This window comes from Myceligenerans halotolerans (genome assembly GCF_054782975.1).
Genome location: NZ_BAAGRL010000025.1, coordinates 62,442 through 82,425, shown reverse-complemented (window position 1 = coordinate 82,425; position 19,984 = coordinate 62,442). Strand labels below are relative to the sequence as shown.

Genomic DNA, 19,984 nt, shown 5'->3' with positions numbered 1-19,984 from the left:
CGTCGCGGTGTCGTGTGGGGTACTCACTTCAGACGCTCCCAGAAGCTCGGGCCGATGGGCTCGGCGAAGTCGTCCTGTGCCACGAGGTAGCCCTCGTCGTCGACGGTGATCGGCAGCTGCGGCAGCGGGCGCTTCGCCGGGCCGAACACCACCTTCGCACTGTCGGCCACGTCGAACGTGGACTGGTGACAGGGGCACAGCAGGTGGTGGGTCTGCTGCTCGTACAGCGCCACAGGGCAGCCGACGTGCGTGCAGATCTTGGAGTAGGCCACGATGCCGTCGTACGACCACTGCTCGCCCTCGGGCGACTGGTCCGACCTCAGTTCCTCCGGACGCACCCGCACCATGAGCACCACGGCCTTGGACTTCTCCGTGATCCACTCGTGAGTCTCACGGTACTCCTCCGTGGTCTCCGGGATCACGTGGAAGGCCGAGCCGATGTTCACGTCGCTCGCCTTGATGGGGCGGCCCGACGGGTCGATCGCGAGGCGGGTGCCCTTCTTCCACATCGTGTGCTTCAGCTTCGACACGTTCCAGTCACCGCCCACCGAGCCGATCAGCGGCACGGCGATGGTCAGCGGGAAGAGTGCCAGCGCCGAGAAGGCGGCGCCCTTGAGGAGGCCACGACGTCCGACGACGCCCGAGTCCTCCATGCCTTCGTTCAGGTCGCGCACCGCGTCCGAGCGAACCGCGTCGGAGCTGCGGATCGGGTGCCGGTCCTGGACCATCTCGGCGTCACCCATGAGGGCCTTGGCCCAGTGGATGCCCGCGATGCCGATGCCCAGCAGCGAGACGGCCATGCCGAGGCCGAGCAGCAGCGTCGACAGCCGCACGCTCTCGGTGGTCCCCTCCGGGGGCACCGCGACGTACGCCACGATCGTGCCGACGGCACCGAGGCAGGACAGCACGAACAGGAAGGTGATGATCCGCTCGTTGCGCTTGGCCGACCTCGGGTCGATGTCGGTGAGGCGCGGCTTGTGCGCCGGGACGCCGGGGTCCGTGAACTTGTCCGACGGGACGACCTCGGTGCTCGCGCCGGCCGTGGTCACCTCGGTCGAGGCGTCGTTGGGGTGGTTCTTGTCGCTCACGAGGACTTCGCTCCGATCCAGACTGCCGCTCCGATCAGCAGGCCCAGGCCGACGACCCAGGCCCACACGCCTTCGCTGACCGGGCCGAGGGCGCCGAGCGAGGCACCACCGGCGGAACCGTCGCGCTGCTCGACCAGGAAGGCGATGATGTCGCGCTTCTCGTCGGGGGTGATGTTGGCGTCGTTGAAGACCGGCATCGACTGCGGGCCGGTCTGCATCGCCTGGTAGATGTTGCGCTCACTGGTGTCGAACAGCGCCGGGGCGAACTTGCCCTCGCTCAGGGCACCGCCGGCCCCGATCGCGTTGTGACACATCGCGCAGTTGGTGCGGAACAGCGCCATGCCGTTCGAGGCGTCCCCGAGCTCGGCGTCGACCTGCTCGTCCGTCGGGATCGCCGGGCCGGGACCGAGCGAGGAGATGTAGGCGGCGAGCGCGGCGGTCTGCTCCTCGCCGAACTGCGGCGGCTTGGCCGGGGCCTGCGGGCCGCTCGCCTGCATCGGCATGCGGCCGGTCGACACCTGGAAGTCCACGGCGGCGGCGCCGACGCCGATCAGGGACGGCACGCCGTCCGAGCCCTCGGCGTTCGGGCCGTGACAGGTGGCGCAGTTCGCCTGGAAGAGCTTCTTGCCCGTCTCGATGTCCTCGGTGCTGACGGTCTCTGCCTGCGCCTCAGTGGGCGCCAGAGCGGCGTACACGCCGCCGGTGACCAGCAGCGCCATCAGCAGGAGCACGACCGGCGCCAGCCGGTGATGCCTGCGGGCGGCGAGTGCCTTCACGGATTGATCCTCGTCTCGTGCGTGAGTACTTGCATCTTCTCTTATGACGCCGTAGCGGCCCGCGATGTGACGTCCCGTGTCGGCACGACCGCGGCCGGGAGGGCGGCCAGGCCTACTGCAGGATGTAGATCACGAAGAACAGCGCGATCCACACCACGTCGACGAAGTGCCAGTAGTACGACACGACGATCGCGGTGGTGGCCTCGTGGTGCCCGAAACGTCGAGCGGCGAACGAGCGGCCGAGCAGGAACAGGAAGGCGATCAGACCGCCCACCACGTGAAGTCCGTGGAAGCCCGTGGTCAGGTAGAAGACCGAGCCGTACGGGCTGGACGAGATGGTGAGGCCGGCGTGCACCAGCTCCGCGTACTCCAGCACCTGGCCACCGATGAAGAACGCGCCCATGAGGTAGGTCAGCGCCATCCACTCGTGCATGCCCCAGGACCAGAACGCCCAGATGCTGCCCTTCCGCCGCGGCTGGAAGCGCTCTGCGGCGAGCACGCCCATCTGGCAGGTCACCGAGGAGAGCACCAGCACCGTGGTGTTGACCGCGGAGAAGGGGATGTTGAGCATGTCGGCCTGTGCCGCCCACTCCTCGGGCGGCAGGACCTGCCGCACCGTGAAGTACATCGCGAACAGTGCCGCGAAGAACATGAGCTCGCTCGCGAGCCAGACAATGGTCCCGACCGACACGGGGTTCGGGCGGTTCACTGTCACATGCTGATGGGTATGAGTGGCTGCAGCCGTTGCGGTCGACACGTCAGCCATTATGGCCGACATGGACCCCCGGTGATGACCGAGTGGGCCACCGAGCACGCGAAGAATGTCACAAAGCCATCACTTGGTGACGCGGGGAAGCACAGTGCCATGAAAACGTGGGTGGACCACCCTGCCGCCGAGGCATCCGATGTGCCACGATGCCGGGGGACCTGACCCGCGAGAGGATTCCCTTCGATGACTGACGTGACCACAGCTCCCTCCCCCGCGTCCGGGACGACGGCGGGCCGTACGACGCCGTCCGGCCCGGCTCCCCGGATCCTGCTGTACAGCGACGACCGCAGCGTGCGCGAGCAGGTGCGCCTCGCCGTCGGCCCCCGGATCTCCGCCGGCGCGCCGGAGATCGTCTGGCACGAGGTCGCCACCCCGGCCGCCGTCGTCGACTCCGCCGACCCCGGCCAGTGGGACCTGCTCGTGCTCGACGGCGAGGCCGACAAGGCCGGCGGCATGGGGTTGTGCCGCCAGGTGAAGAACGAGTGGTACGAGTGCCCGCCGGTGCTCGTGCTGACGGGGCGGCCCCAGGACTCGTGGCTGGCCTCCTGGTCGCAGGCCGACGCCACCGTGACCCGCCCGCTCGACCCCGTCACGGTGCAGGCCGCCGTGGCGAACCTGCTGTGAGCCAGGACAGCGCGATGACCGGCACGACGCCCGGGCCGGCGACCGAACCGACAACCCCCGCGACGACCAGCAAGGTGGCCGAGAAAGTGACCGACACAGCGACCGGCGAACCGACGATGGCGAGCCTGCTGGCCTCCCTGATGGCCGGTGAGGACCTGGGCAGGGAACGCGCGGCCTGGGCGATGGACCAGGTGATGACCGGTGAAGTCTCCCCCGTGCAGCTGGCCGGGTTCCTCGTGGCCCTGCGCGTCAAGGGCGAGACAGTCGACGAGCTCGGCGGACTCGTGGATTCCATGCTCGCGCACGCCACCCGCATCGAGGTGCCGGGGCCCACGGTCGACCTCGTCGGCACGGGCGGCGACCGCGCGCACACCGTCAACATCTCGACGATGGCGGCCGTGGTGCTCGCCGGGTGCGGGATCCGCGTGGTGAAGCACGGCAACCGGGCGGCGACGTCGTCGTCGGGGGCGGCGGACGTGCTGGAGCAGCTCGGCATCCGGCTGGACCACACGCCGGAGCGGGTGGCGCAGATCGCCCAGGAGGCGGGCATCACGTTCTGCTTCGCGATGGTGTTCCACCCGTCGATGCGGCATGCCGGCATCGCCCGCAAGGAGCTCGGCGTCCCCACGGCGTTCAACTTCCTGGGGCCGCTGACGAACCCCGCCCAGCCGCGCGCGACGGCGGTCGGCTGCGCGGACGCACGTATGGCGCCCCTCATGGCCGGTGTGTTCGCCGAGCGGGGCACGAACGCCCTGGTGTTCCGGGGCGACGAGGGCCTGGACGAGCTGGCCGCCACGGCCGGCACCACGATCTGGGAGGTGCGCAGCGGAGAGGTCCGGGAGCAGCGCCTGGACGCCGCGGCGGACCTGGGCATGACCCCCATCAAGATCGAGGACCTGCGCGGGGCGGACGCCGCCTACAACGCGGAGGTCGCCCGCCGGGTGTTCTCCGGCGAGGACGACGGCCCGGTCCGCGAGACCGTCCTGCTCAACGCGGCGGCCGCCCTGGTGGCCGACGGCACCCTGGAGGGCACGGCGTCGGGCTCCCTGACGGATCGCCTGAGGGCCGGCCTGGACCACGCGGCCCGCTCGATCGACACGGGCGCCACCCAGCGTGCCCTGGCCCGCTGGATCGAGGCGGCCCGGTAGCTCGCCGTCCTCGTACGGGCCGCGTGTGGTCGGTCTCTGCGTGAATGATCGGCAGATCGACGTGCCGATCATTCACGCAAGGACCGATCACGCCGGTGGCCGGCCGCGAGACCCGGTCCGGACGCGCGGAACCCCCACGAGCTCGCCGGCTCGTGGGGGTTCGGCTTACTACGGGTCAGTGCGCGTGCTGGCCGCGGGAGAACTCGAAGACCCAGCCCACCAGGGCGATGATGCCCAACGGGACCGCGATGCCCATGATCCACCAGCCCACGGCCATCGCGAGGAAGGCGAGCGCCGCGGAGGCGGCGATGGCCAGCGGCCACCAGCTCCACGGGGCGAACACGCCCTGGTCCCCGGCGCCGTCCTCGATCTCGGCGTTCCCCGAGTCCTCCGGGCGCTCGTCGATCCGCTTCGCCGTCAGCATCAGGTAGAAGCCGACCATGAAGACCATCGCGGCCACGAGGAGGATGCACAGCGTGCCGACGGGCTCCCAGCCCTCGGGCGTGTTGTACGTCCAGAACGCGTACACGGCGGCGGCCAGGAGGAACAGCGGTGCTCCGGCGATGAACAGCCTGGTCTCGATCTTCACTTGCCGTCCTCCTCGTCGCGCTTCTCGGCATCGCTGTCCTCGACGATGATCATCGTACTCTTCTCGGGCACGCCCGTTCCGGACAGCTTGCGCTCCTGGGCCTGGACGTCCTGGCCCCGCCGGTCCGCCTCGCCGTAGATGTTCATCAGCAGGCTGCGTTGGTACTCCGGGTGCTCCATCGCCGCGACCTCCGGGTGGTGCAGGTCGAAGGCCGGCGACTCGCTGCGGATGCGGGGCAGCGACGTGAAGTTGTGGCGCGGCACCGGGCAGGCCGTGGCCCACTCCAGCGAGCGGCCGTAGCCCCACGGGTCGTCCACGGTGACCTTGGGCGCGTTGCGCGCCGTCGTGTACACGTTCCAGAGGAACGGCAGAGTCGAGGCCGCCAGGATGAACGCGCCGATCGTGGACACCTGGTTCGCGATCGTGAAGCCCTCCTCCGGCATGTAGTCCGCGTAACGGCGCGGCATGCCCCATACACCCAGCCAGTGCTGGATGAGGAACGTCATGTGGAAGCCGACGAACAGCATCCAGAAGTGCAGCTTGCCGAGGCGCTCCGACAGCATCTTGCCCGTCATCTTGGGCCACCAGAAGTAGAAGCCCGCGAACATCGCGAAGACCACCGTGCCGAACACCACGTAGTGGAAGTGCGCCACGACGAAGTACGAGTCGGACAGCGAGAAGTCCAGTGCCGGGCTCGACAGGATGATGCCCGTCAGGCCGCCGAAGAGGAACGTCACGAGGAACCCGATGCTCCACAGCATCGGTGTCTCGAACGTGAGTTTCCCTCGCCACAGCGTGCCGATCCAGTTGAAGAACTTCACGCCCGTCGGGACGGCGATGAGCATCGTCATGAACGCGAAGAACGGCAGCAGTACCGCACCCGTCACGTACATGTGGTGCGCCCACACGGTCACGGACAGCGCGGCGATCGCGATGGTCGCGTAGACCAGGCCGACGTAGCCGAAGATCGGCTTCCGGGAGAAGACCGGGAGGATCTCCGAGACGATGCCGAAGAACGGCAGGGCGATGATGTACACCTCGGGGTGCCCGAAGAACCAGAACAGGTGCTGCCACAGCAGAGCGCCGCCGTTCTCCGGGTTGAACACCTGCGCGCCGAGGCGGCGGTCGGCACCGAGCGCGAACAGCGCGGCGGCCAGCGGCGGGAACGCCATCAGCACCAGGAGGCTGGTGACCAGCGTGTTCCAGGTGAAGATCGGCATCCGGAACATCGTCATGCCCGGCGCGCGCATCGTGATGATCGTGGTGATGAAGTTGACGGCGCCGAGGATGGTGCCGAAACCGGCGAGCGCGAGCCCGAAGACCCACAAGTCTCCACCGAGCCCCGGACTGAAGGTCGTCGACGACAACGGCGCGTAGGCGAACCAGCCGAACGAGGCGGCACCCTGCGGAGTGAAGAACCCGGCCGAGGCGATGAGGCCGCCGAACAGGAACAGCCAGTACGCGAACATGTTCAGCCGCGGGAACGCGACGTCGGGGGCGCCGATCTGCAGCGGCATGATGACGTTCGCGAAGCCCGCGAACAGCGGGGTGGCGAACAGCAGCAGCATGATCGTGCCGTGCATGGTGAAGAGCTGGTTGTACTGCTCCTTGCTCTGCACCAGCTGGATTCCCGGCTCGTACAGCTCGGCGCGGATGATCAGTGCCATCAGGCCGCCGAGGCAGAAGAACAGGAACGACGTGATCAGGTACATGTACCCGATCGTCTTGTGGTCGGTGGACGTGACCCAGCTGATCACGACCTTGCCGAAGGACTGCCGGTCCTCGCGCAGACCGGGGACCGCGTCCGCGTGGGTTGCGGTGGCCATCAGTGCTCAGCCTCCTCGGCGTCGATGGGACCCTGCTCACGGACGAGGTCGAGCCCGAGCTCGCCCTCCTGGCCCGCGGCGCGCAGCTCGTCCATGTGCGCGTCGAACTCCGCCTCGGAGACGACCTTGACGTTGAAGAGCATGCCGGAGTGGAACTCACCGCAGAGCTCGGCGCACTTGCCGGCGTACGTGCCCTCACGCGTGGGGGTCACCTGGTAGTAGTTGGTGTGGTGCGGGATCATGTCCTCCTTGTAGAGGAACGCGGGGATCCAGAAGGAGTGGTTCACGTCCCGCGAGTCGAGGCGGAACTCGACCGTCCTGCCCACCGGCAGGTACAGCGTGGGCGCGTCGACGTCGGTGCCGGGCTCGCCGTCGACCAGCTTGTCCTCGGTCACGCTGCCCGGGTCGTCCTCGTGCTCGCCGTACTCGTAGACGCCCTCGTCCAGGTAGTTGAAGTCCCAGCTCCACTGCTTGCCGATGACACCGATGTGCACCTCGGCCTCGGTCTCGGGCTCCGTGATCGTCGTCATGACACGGTCGGTGTGCCAGAACAGCGCCAGGACCATCAGGGTCGGCACCACGGTGTACATGATCTCGAGCGGCATGTGGTAGCGGGTCTGCACCGGCAGGCGATGGTCGTCGCGGCGCTTGCGGTACGCGGCGATGCACCACAGCATCAGGCCCCACGTGATCACGCCCACGGCGAGGGCAGCCACCCACGAGCCCACCCACAACTGGGTGATGTCGGCGGTCTGGTTCGTCACCTCCCCGCCCTCATAGCCGGGAAGATAACCGCGCTGCACGGTTTCACTGGCGCAACCGGTGGCCAGCCCCGCGACGACGACGGCGAGTGCCGACGCACGCAGAGCGGCCCGCCTGGTGCGGGTCGAGGGCTTCGAGTGCAAGGGTGGCCTTTCACGTCTCGTCCGGCGGTGCGTACCGGCGCACGACCACGACGTGCACCCGGGCTCCACGCAGAACCATCTGATACGTCGCAGCCTAGCGCGCCGAGAGTGCTCGCGATGACTCACAGGGCCCGGGGCAAGTGTGACGAGTCACGCACTCGGAGGGCCCGGCCCTCGCCGTTCGGACACACATGCTTCACGTGTCAGAACGTCGCGGTCGGCGCAGCCGCACCGTCAGCGTCCAGACGCCGTCGGACTCGGTCACCGAGACCGTTTCGTGGCCCCGCATCCGCGCCCAGGCGGGCACGTCGTGCTGTGCGGCGGGGTCCGTCGAGAGCACCGAGACCTCCGTCCCGGCCGGGAGTTCCTTCGCCCGCGCGGCCAGCCGGATCACGGGCAGCGGACAGCGCAGCCCGCGAGCGTCGACGATCTCCTGCGCGACGTCCGCACCGCCGCCGTCGGCACGCCCGCCACGGTCCGGCGTCGACCCCTGACCGCCTGGTGTTCCCGGACCGTCCGGCGTAGTCCCCCGGCCGTCCGGTGTCCCCGGATCGCCTGGCGCCTTCAGCCCGTCCGGCGTCGTCCCCGGACCGTCCGGCGACGCCGGACCCGCACCACCCGGTACCGGCACGTCCCCTGCGCTCACAGCCCCCGCACCCCCAGCGCGTCGCGCACGCGTTCCACCGCCGGTGCCAGCGCGGCGAGGAATCGTTCGACGTCCGCCTCCGACGTGCCGCGGTCCAGCGCGATCCGCACGTTGCCGTGCGTGAGCACCCCCATCGCCGCGAGCACGTGCGACGGCTCGAGCGTGCTCGCCGTGCAGGCCGAGCCGGAGCCGACGGCGAAGCCCTGCCGGTCCAGCTCCGTGACCAGCGCCTCGCCGTCGACGTAGAGGAAGGAGAACGTGACGACGTGCGGGAGGCGGCTGTCGGGGTCGCCCACGACCTCTACGTCGGGCACGCGGGCGACGGCCGCGCGGATCCGGTCCACCAGTTCCCGGCGGCGCGCACCGGCGGCGGCGAGGTCCGCCTGGACCGCCTCCAGCGCAACCGCCGACGCGAACGCGAGCGGCACGCTCACCCCGCCAGGAGCCCAGGGCTCAGGGTCCTCCGGGCCGACGTCGGGCAGCCGCACCCGTCCGCGCGCGGCCAGCACGCCGACGCCGGCCGGGCCACCCCAGTCGGCGGGGTCGGCCGCGAGCAGGTCCCACGTGCCGGGCACGCGCGTGTGCCCGAGGCTCGCTCCGGCGTCGACCAGCAGGGGGACGCCGGCCGCGCGGGCGGCGTCGTGCACCTGCTCGACCGGCTGGACCGTGCCGACCTCCCCGTTGGCGTGCTGGAGCACGGCCAGCGCGACGCCGGGGCGGCGCACCGCCGCGGCGAAGGCGTCCGCGTCCGCGCGGCCGAGCCGGTCGACGGCGACGGTCTCGCGCTCCCCCGCGGCGTCGGCGGCGTGCAGCACCGCCGCGCGCTCGGTCGCGCCCACGACGATCCGGTTCCCGGTACGACGCCGGCCCGCCGCGCCCGCGGTGACGGCACGGTGCAGGGCCGCCGTATGACCGTGCGTGAAGCGGACCTCCTCCGTGCGCGCCCCGAGTACGGCGGCGACCGCCTCGCGGGCTCCGTCGAGCAGCCGTGCCGCCCGGCGCCCCTCGGCGTGCAGGCGGCGGGGGTCGGCCCAGCCGTCCTCGAGCGCCTGGAGCAGCGCCTCACGGGCGAGCGGGTGCCAGGGCGCCCGGCCTCCGTTGTCGAGGTGGACGCGGGGTGGTGCGGGGCTGTCCATACGGCCATCCTCCCTGACTGCGCTCCCGCCCTGTGCGGTCGGACGGTCCCTTGTCGGATGATCGACTCCCCGAGCGGCCGGCTGCTCGACGAAGAGCCCACCACCCGACAACGGGTTGCCGGCGCGCACGCGTCGCCCTGCGCGACGGGTGACACGTCGGACGGACGACGACGGCGGCCGCCGGTTCCCGGAGGAACCCGCGACCGCCGTCGTGCGAAGAGTGCGGCTGTCGGATCTCAGCCCTCGAATCGCCTCGTCAGCTGAACGAACCGCCGCACGCGCAGGCGCTGCCGGCGTTCGGGTTGTCGATCGTGAAGCCCTGCTTCTCGATGGTGTCCGCGAAGTCGATGGTGGCGCCCTCGAGGTAGGGGACGCTCATCTTGTCGACGACGACCTCGACACCGTTGTAGTCGCGCAGCGCGTCCGCCTCGAGCAGACGCTCGTCGAAGTACAGCTGGTAGATCAGGCCGGAACAGCCACCGGGCTGCACGGCCACGCGGAGACGCAGGTCGTCGCGTCCCTCCTGCTCGAGCAGACTGCGCACCTTGTCGGCCGCGAAGTCGGTGAGGTTCACGCCGTGGGTGGCGATTTCGGAGGCGGTCTCGGTCATCTCTGCTCCAGCTCCTGCTCTGGCGCGCGGGTGCGCAGCCTTGGCGGTCTTCTCGTGGGCTCGTAACACCGGCCCGTCTCGTTCTGTTCCCGATCCTACGCCGGGATCCGCGGGGCCTCCGTGACGGGTGTCACTTCCGCCGGCCGGGACCGGCGGCCGGTCGCCGAGCGGCCCGCCCCTCCTCGCCGGGAGGTCCGTGGGTGGCGTCCGGCCGACCGGCCCCCGCTCCGACGCCGAACGGTGCCGTGCCGGACGGGTCTCGGCCGTCATGCCCATCCCGGCGTCCACGACCGGGCGACGCGCGCGACGTCCGATCCCGCGATCTCGTGGGCGCCGCTGATCCCGGCCGACGCCAGTTCCCGGCGTGTCACCTCCACCCGCTCCGCGAGCGCCACGACCGGGACGCCGTGCGGCCCGGCCGAGGCGGCGGCTTCGGCGACCGGGCCGGTCCGGAGACTGCCGGCGTCGAGCACGGCGACGTGTGCGGCGACGACGTCGGCCATGGCCGCGATCTCGGAGAGCCTGGCCGCCTCACCGGCTGGTAGGGCGGAGCGCGGGGCGGGCGGGCCCGGTGGCTCGGGCTGCGGGACGCCGACGCCGAGTCGGGCACCGGCGACGACGACGGGCGCCGGGTGCTCGCCACCAGGCCCGGGGCGGCCGTCGGGCGAGGTGCCCGGGTGTATCTCGTTCGGCATGACCGGCGCGACGCCGACTCCGTGCGCCTCGGCGGTCGCCCCCGGCACCGCGCGGCACCATGCCTCGGCCAGGTCCCTGGCCCGGTCCGCCCCCTCGGCGATCACCACAACATGCATGCCCTGAGGCTATCCCCGGCTGCCCCCTCGCAGTTCGCCGTGTGGTCGGTGGTTCGTCGTGTGATCGGCAGTCCGGACTGCCGGTCACACGACGAACCACCGACCACACGGCGAACTGCCGATCACGCGAGCGGCCGTCCGGACAGGCTGTGGGTAACGGGCCGGGAGTGGTTGGGGCTGTGTGATCATGGATTCGTGAGCACCCTGCTGGAGAACTTCCGCGAGCCCGCGTCCTCCCCGCTCCTGCTGCTGGGGCAGGGGCGGGACCTGAGTTCGGAGCGCGGTGTCGAGTGTCCCGGCGATCTGCCGGCACCGAGCGACCCCGATCTCGTCGAGCGCGCCCGCGCGGCGCGCGCCGCCCTCGGCCAGAGGGCGTTCGTCCTGGGCCACCACTACCAGCGTGACGAGGTCATCGACTTCGCCGACGTCACCGGCGACTCCTTCAAGCTCGCGCGCGAGGCGGCGGTACGCCCCGAGGCCGAGTACATCGTGTTCTGCGGCGTGCACTTCATGGCGGAGAGCGCGGACATCCTCACCTCGGACGCGCAGCAGGTCGTGCTGCCGGACCTGGCGGCGGGCTGTTCCATGGCGGACATGGCGGAGATCGGTCAGGTCGAGGAGGCCTGGGCCGTGCTGCAGGACCTGGGCGTGGCCGGGGACACGATTCCCGTGACCTACATGAACTCCTCGGCCGCGATCAAGGCGTTCACCGGGCGGCACGGCGGCACGGTGTGCACGTCGTCGAACGCGGAGGTGGCGCTGCGCTGGGCGTTCGACCAGGTGGGCGGCACGAAGGGCGTCGACGGCACGGGCAAGGTGCTGTTCCTGCCGGACCAGCACCTGGGGCGCAACACCGCGGTGCAGCAGCTGGGCCTGTCTCTGGAGGACTGCGTCGTCTTCGACCCGCGCAAGCCCGACGGCGGCCTGACGGCGCAGGAGCTCCGCGACGCGCGGATGATCCTGTGGCGTGGCCACTGCTCGGTGCACGGGCGGTTCTCGGAGCAGAACGTGACGGACATCCGGGCACAGGTGCCGGGCGTCAACGTGCTGGTGCACCCGGAGTGCAAGAACGAGGTCGTCACGGCCGCCGACCACGTGGGCTCCACGGAGTACATCATCAGGATGCTGGACGCGGCCGAGCCCGGCTCTTCCTGGGCCGTCGGCACGGAACTCAACCTCGTGCGCCGGGTGGCGCGCGAGCATCCCGACCTCCAGGTGCACTACCTCGACAAGACGGTGTGCTTCTGCTCCACTATGAATCGGATCGACCTCCCGCACCTGGTGTGGGCGATGGAGTCGCTGGCGGCGGGCCGGATGGTGAACCGGATCGTGGTCGACGCCGACGACGCGCACTGGGCACGGGTGGCGCTCGATCAGATGCTGGCGCTGCCGGGGAGCTGATCCGGACCCGGGTCCGCCCGTGTCGGGCGGGACACAACACCACAGACGGCGGCCGCCGGGCGCCCGGCGGCCACGGAACTCCGACGAGGAAGTGCGGGATGCGATGAGCAGCAACGGCGGGCTGCGGGTCGGGATCTTCGTTTTCGACGGCGCGGAGGAGCTGGACGTCGTCGGCCCCTTCGAGGTGCTCTCGGTCTGGGCGGACCACTCCGGTCTGCGGCCGACGGTGTCGACGTTCTCGTGGGACGGCAACGGCGTGCGGCTGGCCCGCGGCCTGCGGGTCGTCCCCTCTCGTTCGGCCGACGACGTCGGGCCGCTGCACCTGCTCGTCTATCCGGGCGGCATCGGCACCCGGGAGCTCGTCGATCAGCCGCACCACCTGGACTGGCTGCGCGCGATGCGGAAGCAGACGGCGGTGGTCGCCGGCGTGTGCACCGGCGCGCTCCCCCTGGCCGCGGCGGGAATCCTCGCCGGGCGGGTGGCCACGACGCACCACGACAGCTTCGACGAGCTGGTGCAGCTCGACCCGAGCATCATGATCGACACGGAGGCCCGGTTCGTGGACGACGGCGACGTCGTCACCTCGGCGGGCGTGGCCGCCGGGATCGACATGGCGCTGCACCTGGTCTCCCGTCTGGAGACGCCGGCCGTCGCGCAGGCGGTGCGGCGCGTCATCCAGTACGAAGGGGCGGCCGAGCCGTGGTTCGGCGGGACGCCGGGTCCACGCGGGACGCTCGGCACCGGAAGTACCTAGTACTGGTGGTGCTGGGTATAGCCTCCTTCCTATGACTCGGATGTTGCAGCTCGCGTGGACCGGGATCTTTCCCCGGAAGCAGGTTCCCGGCCGCTCGCTCCTGGACCCGTCCGTCTGCACGATGCGCGTCCTGCCGCAGGACCTCGACCTGCTGATGCATGTCAACAACGGCTCGTACCTGCAGCTCATGGACGTGGCCCGGTTCCGGCACGTGGCCGAGATGGGCGGGGCGGTGCTGGGCCGCGAGAAGAAGTTCGGCGCCGTCGTGGCGGCGTCGACCATGAAGTACCGGCGGTCGCTGAAGCTGTTCGACAGGTTCGAGCTCACCACCCGCGTGCTCGGCTGGGACGAGCGCTGCTTCTACATGGAGCAGGTGTTCACGCGGCGGGAGAAGCTCTGCGCGCGGGGCATCGTCGCCACGCGGTTCCTGCACTCGCGGACGAACGACCGCATCGCGCCGGCGACGGTGGTCGAGTGGCTGGCGGAGGCGTACGGCCTGGCGAGCCCGCCGGAGAGCCCGGCACTGCCCGACGACGTCGCCGCGTGGGCCCGCGTCATCGACGTGGCCCCCCGCGGGCAGGTCACCGCCTGACCCAGCAGCCCGGCCGCGCCCGGGGGCCGGCCCGCCCCGTTTCAGCCTGGCCAGCTCCCGGAGGCCCACCGCGGCCGGTCCGGCGAGGCCTTCCCGAACCGCCGGGCCGCGCCCGCCGGCCCCACCGCGCCGCCCATGGGGTGGTGGATCCATGAGGCTGCCTTCAGACCATGAGGCTGCTTACGCCCCAGGCCTCTGAAGCGTAAGCAGCCTCATGGTCGTCGGCAGCCGGCGTCGGCAGCCGGCAGCTGGCGGTCGGCAGCCGGCGTCGGCAGCCGATCGGCGGGTCAGAGGCCCTTGGCGACGTTGCTCAGGAGCAAGGCCTCCGCCAGGACCACCTTCTCGAGCTCGCCGAGGTGGACCGACTCGTTCGCGCCGTGCGCGCGCGAGTCCGGGTCCTCGACGCCGGTGACGAGGATCGCCGCGTCCGGGAAGACCTCGAGCAGGTCGGCGATGAACGGGATCGAGCCGCCCACGCCGATGTCGACCGGCTCGGTCCCCCACGCCGTCGCGAACGCGTCGCGCGCCGCGCGCATCGCGGCCGAGTCGCCCGGGGCGAGGAACGGCTTGCCCGTCTCCTTCAGGGTCCACATCACCTTCGCGCCGAACGGCGCGTTCGCGAGGATGTGCTTCTCGAGCGCCTGCGCGGCGGCGTCCGGGTCCTGTCCCGGCGCGAGCCGCAGCGACACCTTGGCGCGTGCGCTCGGCGTGATGGTGTTCGACGCCTGGCCCACCGGCGTCGCATCGATGCCGAGGACCGCGAGCGCCGGCTTGCACCACAGCCGCCCGGCGATCGAGCCGGTCCCGGCGAGCTCGACGCCCGGCAGCAGTGACGAGTCCGCGCGGAAGTCGTCCTCGGAGTAGTCGACCGCGGGCTCGGGCGCGCTCACCAGGCCCTCGATGGCCACGTTCCCGGCGTCGTCGTGGAACGTCGCGACGACGCGGCTCAGCAGCGTGAGGGCGTCCAGCACCGGGCCGCCGAACATGCCGGAGTGCACGGCGTGCTCCAGGACCTCGACCTCGACGTACCCGTCGACCAGGCCCCGCAGCGACGTCGTCAGCGCCGGGACGCCGATCTTCCAGTTCATCGAGTCGGCCACGACGATCACGTCGGCGGCGAGCAGGTCCCGGTACTCCTCCAGGAACGCACGGAACGACGGCGACCCGTCCTCCTCCTCGCCCTCGACGAACACGGTGACGCCGCAGGCGAGGTCCTCGCCGAGGGTGCGCAGGGCGCCGAGGTGGGCGATGAGCCCGGCCTTGTCGTCGGCGGCGCCGCGGCCGTACAGGCGCTCGCCCACCCGGGTGGGTTCGAACGGTTCGGTGTCCCAGGTCGCCGCGTCGCCCGGGGGCTGGACGTCGTGGTGCGCGTACAGCAGCACCGTGGGTGCGTCCTCGGGGGCGGGGCGGCGCGCCACGACGGCGGGGGCGCCGTCGGACCCGTCCGGCTTGCGGGCGCGCAGGATCCGCACGTCCGGCAGGCCGGCGTCCCGCAGCAGTGCGGCGACGGCGTCGGCCGATGCCGCGACGTGGGCCTGGTCGAAGCCCGAGAACGCGACGCTCGGGATGCGTACGAGCGACTCGAGGTCGGTCCGCAGTGCGGGGAACAGGTCGGCGACGCGCTCGCGCAGCGCGGTGGCGTCGGCGGGCGCGGTGGAAGGGGTGATCGGTTCAGTCACGCGGCCCACGGTACCCGCGGCGGGTCCGACAGCGACTACGATTGTTCGGTGTTCTCCCGCAGCAAGTCCACCAACTCTGACGTGACCCCGGTCGGCGAGACCCCGGACGAGGTGACCGGCCGGCCGGCGTCGGGCAAGGGCCGCGCCACGCCGAAGCGCAAGGAGGCGGAGGCCGCGAACAAGCGCCCGCTGGTACCGGACGACCGCAAGGCGGCGCGCCAGGCCGCGCGGGAGAAGGACCGCAAGGCCCGCGACCTCGCGATGGCCGCCATGCAGAACCCGGCCGACGCGAAGATGGCGAAGCACCTGCCGCCCCGGGACCAGGGACAGGTCAAGGCCTACGCGCGCGAGCACGTCGACGCGCGCTGGAACCTCGGCGAGTTCTTCCTGCCGGTCGCGATCGTCATGCTGCTGGGCTCGTTCCTCGCGAGCCAGCTGGCCGAGCTCACCATCGTGCTGTTCGTCGGGATGTACGGCTTCCTGTTCCTCACCATCGCCGACGCGGTGGTCATGTGGCGGGGCCTGAAGAAGCGCCTGCTGGCGAAGTTCGGCGAGGTACCGGGCGGGACGATGATGTACGCGGTCTCCCGCTCCTACCAGATCCGCCGCTCCCGCCTGCCCCGGCCCCTCCACAAGAAGCACGGAAACTTCCCGAGCTGACGCCCCGGGGGCGGGAGCCGGGCGGCCGTCCCTCAGGGCGGCGCTGCCCGGCCCGCCGCCGAGGCAGCCCCGTCAGGCGACCCGCTGCTGCGGGGCGCCCTCCGCCGTCCGGGCCGGGTCGCGCTCCACGACTCCGTCCAGGGCCTCGTCGATCTTCTTCATCAGCTCGGCCGGGATCTGCACACCCGACGCCTTGACGTTCTCCGCGACCTGCTCCGGGCGGGAAGCGCCCACGAGCGCCGCCGCCACGTTGTCGTTCTGCAGCACCCACGCCACGGCGAGCTGTGCCATGGTCAGGTCCAGCTCGTCCGCGATCGGCCTGAGGTTCTGCACGGCGGCCAGGACGTCGTCCTTCATGAAGCGCGAGATCATCCTGGCCCCGCCCTTCTCGTCCGTCGCGCGCGAGCCGGCCGGCGGCTCCTGGCCCGGCACGTACTTGCCGGACAGCACGCCCTGCGCGATGGGCGACCAGACGATCTGGGAGATGCCGTTCTCCTCCGACGCCGGGACCACCTCGTCCTCGATGACCCGCCACAGCATGGAGTACTGCGGCTGGGACGAGATGAGCTGGAAGCCCAGGTCCTTCGCCAGCGCCGCACCCGCGCGGATCTGGTCCGCCGTCCACTCCGAGACGCCGATGTACAGCGCCTTGCCCTGCCGGACGATGTCCGCGAACGCCTGCATCGTCTCCTCGAGCGGCGTCTCGGTGTCGTAGCGGTGGGCCTGGTAGAGGTCCACGTAGTCCGTGCCGAGCCGGGTGAGGGACCCGTTGACGGACTCCATGATGTGCTTGCGCGACAGGCCCGTGTCGTTGGGGCCGCCCGGGCCGGTGGGCCAGTAGACCTTCGTGAAGATCTCCAGTGACTCGCGGCGCTCGCCCTTCAGGGCGTCGCCGAGGACCTGCTCCGCTTTCGTGTTGGCGTACACGTCGGCGGTGTCGAACGTGGAGATGCCGGCGTCGAGCGCGGCGCGCACGCACTGCGTCGCGATGTCGTTCTCCACCTGCGAACCGTGGGTGAGCCAGTTTCCGTACGTGATCTCCGTGATCTTGAGACCGCTGTTTCCGAGGTACCGGTAGTTGACCATGCCAGCACCCTATGACCACCCCACGGCCCTGCTCGAATCGAATCGACGCGGTTGCGCGTCAAGGGAACACACCCCCCGCCCGGCCGGTTGTCCACAGCGATGAGCACCCACACGTCCCCGCAGCTCTCCGTCCTCGACCTGGTCCCGGTGCGCACCGGCCAGAGCAGCGCCGAGGCGCTCGCCGCGTCCCTCGACCTGGTCACGCTCGCGGACCGGCTCGGCATGACCCGCTACTGGTTCGCGGAGCACCACAACATGCCGGGCGTGGCGGCCTCCTCCCCGCCGGTCATGATCGCCGCCGCGGCCGCCCGCACGGAGCGCGTCCGCGTCGGCTCGGGCGGCGTGATGCTGCCGAACCACGCGCCGCTCGTCGTCGCCGAGCAGTTCGCGGCGCTCGAGGCGCTCGCCCCCGGCAGGATCGACCTCGGTCTCGGCCGCGCGCCCGGCAGCGACCCGGTGGTCTCGTCCCTGCTGCGCTCCTCGGGTCCGACGGCGGACGTGGAGCAGTTCCCGCAGCACGTGACGGACATCCTGACGATGATGCGGCCCGACGGCGCGCGCCTGCGCCTCACGTCCGGGAACCTCTACGACGTGCGCGCCACCCCGGCCGCCGCCGGCTCCCCCGACGTCTGGCTGCTCGGGTCCAGCGACTACTCGGCGCGGCTCGCCGCCGAGCTCGGCCTGCCCTACGTCTTCGCCAACCACTTCGCCGGCCAGGGCATGGAGCAGACCGTGCGGCTCTACCGGGAGAACTACACGCCCAGCGAGGCGCACCCCGTCCCGCGCACCTTCCTCACGATCAACGCCGTCGTCGCGGACACCGCCGACGAGGCCCGCGAGCGCGCACTCCCGCAGCTGCGCGCCTTCGCCCGGATGCGCACCGGCCGCGCCATGCGCCCCGTCGAGACCGTCGAGGAAGCCCTGGCCGACAGCCCGGACCACGTCATGGCACGCACCATCGAGGCGTTGTCCGAGCGCTGGCTCATCGGGGACGCCGCCTCGGCGGCCACCGAACTGCGCCGCCTCGCCGCGGCCCACGGCGTGGACGAGGTGATGGTCGTCCCGGCCGCCGGGTCCCGCAAGTCCGAACCCCTGGACACCACCCCGGGCCGCGCCCGCACCCTGGAACTCCTGTCCAAGACCCTCGCCGCCTGACCGCAGCCCCGGCCCAGACCCAGGCCCAAGCCCAAGCCCAAGCCCAAGCCCAAGCCCAGACCATCCCACTGAGGGCAGTTCAGCAGGGCTTCGAATCCATTCAAGAGGCGCCGAAAGGTCCGCGCGACCCTGCTGAACCAGGATCAGCACTTGGCTGAGAGAGCCGGCCGGTGCCTGCCTGCCGGCCCGGTCAGCGGAGCCGGTGCCAGGCTCGCACCAGGCGCGGGACCGCCTCGTCCAGGACGTCCGGGGTGTGGGGGAAGGTGAGGCGGATCCGGTCCCGGGAGGAACCGTCCGGCGTGAAGGTCGGACCGGCGTTCACCATCACCCCCTCCGCCGCGGCGGCCGCCGCGAAGGCGTGCGCCACCGGTCTGCCCAGGTCCGCCCAGACGAACTGACCGCCCCCGGGCAGCGGCACCTCCCACGGCAGCTCCGCGCGCAGCGCCCGCACCATCTGGTTCCGGCGCTCACGGATCCACACGCGCCGCCCGGGCAGGATCTCGTCGCGGAGCCCGATCAGGTCCGCCGCGACGAGCTGCTCCATCACGGCGGTCGCGATGTCCGTGCTCTGCCTCGTGCGCACCAGCCGCGCGACGACGTCCGGGTGCGCCCGGATCCAGCCGATCCGCAGCCCGCCCCAGAACGCCTTTGACGTCGACCCCACCGTGATCAGGCGCGACGAGCTCCCGTCGCCGTCGAACGCGGGATTCGCGTCCGGCGGCCCGGACAGCGCCAGGTCCGTCAGCGTCTCGTCCGCGAGGACGGTCACCCCCGTCCGCTCGGCGATCTCCCGCACCGCGACCCGTTCCGCGGCCGACAGGGAGGTCCCGGTGGGGTTGTGGTGGTCCGGGATGAGGAACACCAGCCGCGCCCCGGTACGCCGCACCGCGGACTCCAGCAGCTCTACGTCCAGGCCGTCGTACCCGGCGGGGACACCGACCAGCCGGGCCCCGGCCTCGCGCAGCGTGTCCAGCGCGTGGAAGTACGTCGGCGACTGCACGACGGCGGTGTCCGCCCGCTTCAGCACGGTGCGGACCACCAGGGAGATCGCGTTCTGCGCGCCGGTCGTCACGAGCACCTGGTCCGGCGTGGTCGGCACCCCGCGCTCGCGGTACCGCGCGGCCACGGCCTCCCGCAGGGGCGCGAGGCCGTACGGCGCGTACCCGCCGTGCGCGAGATGCTCGGGCAGCGCGGCCAGGGCCCGCTCGAACGCGGGCCCCACCTCCGGCACGGCGGGCGCCGTCGCCTGGTTCAGCAGGATCAGGCGTCCGACGCCGGACGGCACGCCCGGGCCTGCTCCCCTGCGCGGGGCCAGCGGGTCGCCGAGCGTGGCGGCGGCATCGGGCACGGCGACGTCGCCACCCGCCGGCGCCTCGGCGAAGCTGGGCATCAGCGTCACCGTGCCGGAGCCGACCCTGCTGGTGGCGAACCCGAGATCACGAAGCCGGCGGTACGCGGCCGCCGTCGTCGTCCGGGAGACGCCCAGGATCGGGGCGAGCTCACGTTCCGACGGCAGCCGCGTCAGCGGCGCGATCGTTCCGGCCAGGACGGCGGCGCGCAGGGCGTCGGACAGGGCGGTGTACGCGGGGCCACCCGCGTGCCAGGTACCGAGCAGCCGTGCGGTGGCGGCGGCAGAGAGGTGCCGGTGTGCGGCCGGTGCGATCGACATGGGGCCACTCTCCCCTGATTGGCTATGGAGTACAAGACCAATTTGACGGAAGCTGAGCA

Annotated in this window: 20 protein-coding genes; 7 read left to right on the top strand and 13 right to left on the bottom strand. The window is 71.4% G+C overall.

Going from position 1 to position 19,984, the window contains the following annotated elements; translation table 11 throughout:
• Nucleotides 1-23: 23 nt before the first annotated feature.
• The 3 genes from qcrA to ctaE all read right to left on the bottom strand — a co-directional run bounded on the left by qcrA (nucleotide 24) and on the right by ctaE (nucleotide 2,630).
• Entirely contained in the window at nucleotides 24-1,088 is a 1,065-nt protein-coding gene (gene qcrA / locus ACYVK5_RS16985) for a cytochrome bc1 complex Rieske iron-sulfur subunit (protein WP_460707130.1), read from the bottom strand.
• Nucleotides 1,085-1,864, bottom strand: coding sequence for a cytochrome bc1 complex diheme cytochrome c subunit (gene qcrC / locus ACYVK5_RS16980; RefSeq protein WP_460707128.1), 780 nt, complete (start codon nucleotides 1,862-1,864; stop codon nucleotides 1,085-1,087). Before qcrC ends, qcrA begins: the two co-directional genes overlap by 4 nt.
• 112 nt (nucleotides 1,865-1,976) lie before the next feature.
• On the bottom strand, nucleotides 1,977-2,630 hold the full coding sequence (ctaE, locus tag ACYVK5_RS16975; protein WP_460707126.1) for an aa3-type cytochrome oxidase subunit III: 654 nt from the start codon (nucleotides 2,628-2,630) through the stop codon (nucleotides 1,977-1,979).
• 186 nt (nucleotides 2,631-2,816) lie between these two features.
• On the opposite strand from ctaE, the gene ACYVK5_RS16970 reads away from it, so the two are divergent.
• Nucleotides 2,817-3,257: a response regulator gene (locus ACYVK5_RS16970; protein ID WP_460707124.1), complete on the top strand. Its 441-nt coding sequence runs from the start codon at nucleotides 2,817-2,819 to the stop codon at nucleotides 3,255-3,257.
• Nucleotides 3,258-3,373: 116 nt separating this feature from the next.
• The gene (gene trpD, locus ACYVK5_RS16965) at nucleotides 3,374-4,405 is read left to right on the top strand and encodes an anthranilate phosphoribosyltransferase (protein ID WP_460707216.1); all 1,032 of its coding nucleotides are present in this window, start codon (nucleotides 3,374-3,376) and stop codon (nucleotides 4,403-4,405) included.
• 175 nt (nucleotides 4,406-4,580) lie between these two features.
• On the opposite strand, the gene ACYVK5_RS16960 is transcribed toward trpD, so the two are convergent.
• The 7 genes from ACYVK5_RS16960 to ACYVK5_RS16930 form a co-directional block, all read right to left on the bottom strand.
• Entirely contained in the window at nucleotides 4,581-4,994 is a 414-nt protein-coding gene (locus ACYVK5_RS16960) for a cytochrome c oxidase subunit 4 (RefSeq protein WP_460707122.1), read from the bottom strand.
• Nucleotides 4,991-6,820, bottom strand: coding sequence for an aa3-type cytochrome oxidase subunit I (gene ctaD, locus ACYVK5_RS16955; RefSeq protein WP_460707120.1), 1,830 nt, complete (start codon nucleotides 6,818-6,820; stop codon nucleotides 4,991-4,993). The genes ACYVK5_RS16960 and ctaD overlap by 4 nt, the downstream gene beginning before the upstream one ends.
• On the bottom strand, nucleotides 6,820-7,725 hold the full coding sequence (ctaC, locus tag ACYVK5_RS16950) for an aa3-type cytochrome oxidase subunit II (protein ID WP_460707118.1): 906 nt from the start codon (nucleotides 7,723-7,725) through the stop codon (nucleotides 6,820-6,822). The genes ctaD and ctaC overlap by 1 nt, the downstream gene beginning before the upstream one ends.
• A 196-nt stretch (nucleotides 7,726-7,921) precedes the next feature.
• The gene (locus ACYVK5_RS16945; protein ID WP_460707116.1) at nucleotides 7,922-8,371 is read right to left on the bottom strand and encodes a sulfurtransferase TusA family protein; all 450 of its coding nucleotides are present in this window, start codon (nucleotides 8,369-8,371) and stop codon (nucleotides 7,922-7,924) included.
• Complete coding sequence (locus tag ACYVK5_RS16940; protein ID WP_460707114.1) at nucleotides 8,368-9,507, bottom strand: cysteine desulfurase family protein; 1,140 nt, start codon at nucleotides 9,505-9,507, stop codon at nucleotides 8,368-8,370. Before ACYVK5_RS16940 ends, ACYVK5_RS16945 begins: the two co-directional genes overlap by 4 nt.
• Nucleotides 9,508-9,763: 256 nt before the next feature.
• Nucleotides 9,764-10,117: an iron-sulfur cluster insertion protein ErpA gene (erpA, locus tag ACYVK5_RS16935; RefSeq protein WP_123813934.1), complete on the bottom strand. Its 354-nt coding sequence runs from the start codon at nucleotides 10,115-10,117 to the stop codon at nucleotides 9,764-9,766.
• A 266-nt stretch (nucleotides 10,118-10,383) separates the two neighbouring features.
• Nucleotides 10,384-10,929, bottom strand: a complete 546-nt coding sequence (locus ACYVK5_RS16930; RefSeq protein WP_460707112.1) for a hypothetical protein — start codon at nucleotides 10,927-10,929, stop codon at nucleotides 10,384-10,386.
• Nucleotides 10,930-11,124: 195 nt separating this feature from the next.
• Between ACYVK5_RS16930 and nadA the strand changes: the two genes are divergently transcribed.
• The 3 genes from nadA to ACYVK5_RS16915 all read left to right on the top strand — a co-directional run bounded on the left by nadA (nucleotide 11,125) and on the right by ACYVK5_RS16915 (nucleotide 13,676).
• Nucleotides 11,125-12,330 carry a quinolinate synthase NadA gene (nadA, locus tag ACYVK5_RS16925; RefSeq protein WP_460707110.1) on the top strand — a complete coding sequence of 402 codons (1,206 nt, stop codon included), beginning with the start codon at nucleotides 11,125-11,127 and terminating at the stop codon, nucleotides 12,328-12,330.
• Between the two features lie 103 nt (nucleotides 12,331-12,433).
• The gene (locus ACYVK5_RS16920) at nucleotides 12,434-13,084 is read left to right on the top strand and encodes a DJ-1/PfpI family protein (RefSeq protein WP_460707108.1); all 651 of its coding nucleotides are present in this window, start codon (nucleotides 12,434-12,436) and stop codon (nucleotides 13,082-13,084) included.
• Nucleotides 13,085-13,115: 31 nt separating this feature from the next.
• Nucleotides 13,116-13,676 (top strand): acyl-CoA thioesterase, encoded by a 561-nt coding sequence (locus tag ACYVK5_RS16915; protein WP_460707106.1) that lies wholly within the window; start codon nucleotides 13,116-13,118, stop codon nucleotides 13,674-13,676.
• A 287-nt stretch (nucleotides 13,677-13,963) separates the two neighbouring features.
• On the opposite strand, the gene ACYVK5_RS16910 is transcribed toward ACYVK5_RS16915, so the two are convergent.
• Nucleotides 13,964-15,364, bottom strand: a complete 1,401-nt coding sequence (locus ACYVK5_RS16910; RefSeq protein WP_460707104.1) for a M20/M25/M40 family metallo-hydrolase — start codon at nucleotides 15,362-15,364, stop codon at nucleotides 13,964-13,966.
• A gap of 39 nt (nucleotides 15,365-15,403) precedes the next feature.
• On the opposite strand from ACYVK5_RS16910, the gene ACYVK5_RS16905 reads away from it, so the two are divergent.
• A complete protein-coding gene (locus ACYVK5_RS16905) occupies nucleotides 15,404-16,015 on the top strand; it encodes a DUF3043 domain-containing protein (protein WP_460707102.1) in 612 nt (203 codons plus the stop codon).
• Nucleotides 16,016-16,087: 72 nt separating this feature from the next.
• Here ACYVK5_RS16905 and ACYVK5_RS16900 read toward each other — a convergent pair whose 3' ends face one another.
• The gene (locus ACYVK5_RS16900; protein ID WP_460707100.1) at nucleotides 16,088-17,101 is read right to left on the bottom strand and encodes an aldo/keto reductase family protein; all 1,014 of its coding nucleotides are present in this window, start codon (nucleotides 17,099-17,101) and stop codon (nucleotides 16,088-16,090) included.
• A gap of 99 nt (nucleotides 17,102-17,200) precedes the next feature.
• On the opposite strand from ACYVK5_RS16900, the gene ACYVK5_RS16895 reads away from it, so the two are divergent.
• Nucleotides 17,201-18,256, top strand: coding sequence for an LLM class flavin-dependent oxidoreductase (locus ACYVK5_RS16895; protein WP_460707098.1), 1,056 nt, complete (start codon nucleotides 17,201-17,203; stop codon nucleotides 18,254-18,256).
• 190 nt (nucleotides 18,257-18,446) lie between these two features.
• On the opposite strand, the gene yczR is transcribed toward ACYVK5_RS16895, so the two are convergent.
• A complete protein-coding gene (yczR, locus tag ACYVK5_RS16890; RefSeq protein ID WP_460707096.1) occupies nucleotides 18,447-19,925 on the bottom strand; it encodes a MocR-like transcription factor YczR in 1,479 nt (492 codons plus the stop codon).
• Nucleotides 19,926-19,984: the final 59 nt, after the last annotated feature.